The organism is Protofrankia sp. Cas8 (assembly GCF_963555845.1).
Lineage (GTDB): Bacteria > Actinomycetota > Actinomycetes > Frankiales > Frankiaceae > Protofrankia.
Map to the genome: position 1 here is coordinate 21,354 of NZ_CAUVXI010000037.1, position 1,768 is coordinate 23,121.

2 protein-coding genes and 2 pseudogenes are annotated in these 1,768 nt (G+C 65.1%); all 4 read right to left on the minus strand.

The window, feature by feature from the left end; translation table 11 throughout:
• Nucleotides 1-142 precede the first annotated feature (142 nt).
• A pseudogene (locus tag U9977_RS08285) lies at nucleotides 143-247 on the minus strand (IS5/IS1182 family transposase); the annotation flags it as partial.
• Between the two features lie 79 nt (nucleotides 248-326).
• A complete protein-coding gene (locus U9977_RS08290) occupies nucleotides 327-707 on the minus strand; it encodes a CopG family antitoxin (protein ID WP_322748608.1) in 381 nt (126 codons plus the stop codon).
• Between the two features lie 39 nt (nucleotides 708-746).
• Entirely contained in the window at nucleotides 747-977 is a 231-nt protein-coding gene (locus tag U9977_RS08295) for a hypothetical protein (protein WP_322748609.1), read from the minus strand.
• Between the two features lie 333 nt (nucleotides 978-1,310).
• Nucleotides 1,311-1,768: pseudogene (locus U9977_RS08300) on the minus strand (hypothetical protein); the annotation flags it as partial.

Genomic DNA, 1,768 nt, shown 5'->3' on the forward strand with positions numbered 1-1,768 from the left:
CCGGGGACGCATCTCGACCCCACTCCTTGATCCACTCCTTGATCCACTTCCCTCTTGTCGCACGCTCTGTGGGAACGATGTGAATCTGGTGTTGTGGCAGGAGCATCAGATACACATCGTTAAGAGCGCCCGGCAATAGGCGTCACGTGAGACGCCGGGTGGTGGGCCGACCCTCCCAGCGGTAGGCGATTCGGGCCTTCTGGATCAGACAACGGACAGTGACGAACGCGGCGGCCAGGTACAGGTACAGGTAGAGGTCGACGTCCCGGTACCGCGCCTATTGCCGGGCGCTCCTAGTCGACGTGGCTTGGGACGTCGAGTTATGATCAGCCGCTGTGGTGTCGCGTGTGCTGGATCTCCGGTACCCGCGCTGACCTCTCGGTGAGCGCGGCCTCGATCCGGGCCAGCCGTTCGTTGATCTCGGTGAGTTCGTCGTTCTCCTCCGCCCGCTCGCTGCGCATCGCGTGTTCGATAATTTCTCGAACAAGGGCTGTGTACCGCATGCCCCGTCCATGGGCGCGTCGCTTCAACGCGTCGACCACGTCTGCCGGCAGCCGCAGGGACGTGGTCTTCATGGGCCGGGGATCGACCCACTGACCGTGTTCCATTTCGGCCGAGGTGTCATGAGCGTCGTAGTAGGCGGCCAGCTGGTCCAACTCCTCGGCTGGCCGAGGCAGGGTCTCTATGGTCCTCTTCGCTGCTGTCATCGTCACCGTCACCGTGCCTTCCGTTGGAAGGTCTTCTTCTCACCAGGGGTCATGTCTCGAGCCGTCACGATGAAGGCTGTGGTCGCCGACCGCTACGACGAACAGGTAGCGGCCTCCGTATGTGCGTCCGTAGATCAGCGTTGTCTCGTTCGTGCCGGCGGTCATCCAGTATGGGTGCTCGAGGATGGCTTCTCGCACCTCGTCCAAGGTCACGCCGTGGGCTGCGATGTGGTCGGCTGACCACTGGCTGTCCTTGACGGCCTCGAACATCTGACGATTTTAATGCGAATGCATTGCGTCGTCTAGCTGTGCCCGTCTGGGTGGTCCAGCTGGTCCACTCGATCCAGCCTGCTTCGCCGTCGGGCAGACTCCGCATCCGGTAAACTTGGGTTCATGTCACCAGCCGCCCAGTAGCTCTCTGTAGCCATTGCTGGGCAAGGCGGGAGCTTCGGTGGCCCGAGCCGCGTGGCGGCGTGTTCGTGCTGATCGCAGCGTCTGGCTCGGTAGGTTGACAACACGGAAGGACGGTTACCGGGCGTCAGCCCCCGGGACCGACTCGTGGCGGGGCCGGCCGGGTCGGTCAGATCCCACAGCCACACTGTTTTATCGCCGCTGTCGAAGGAGCCTGACGCCGACGACAGCGGCCGGCAGCGACGCAAACACACTGACAAGAAGCTCCGGCACCCCCAGGTTGGACCCGCTTACCTCGTTAATCACAACCAGCAGCCACACCATAACCACCCCGCCGGCCAAGCCGAGCCCCATCCGACGGGGCCAAGCCGTGACCGGCGGCCGCACCTTCGCGGTGTTGTCGTGGCCCCCAGCGCGGAGCGGGCTGGCCGGTGGACGGCGCCTACTGCTGAGCCCCGGCGTGGGGATCGGCTGCTCGGCCGGGCGTGGGGGGTCGGCCGCGGCGCAGGCCCCCTCCGGGGGTATGCCGGCCCGGCGGCGGGTCAGGGTCCCCCCACCCAGGAACTCCATGACGATCAGATGCAGGTCGCCGGTTCTGACGTAGTCGTGGACCCGGACCACATGTGGATGATCCAGGGCGGCGAGCAGTG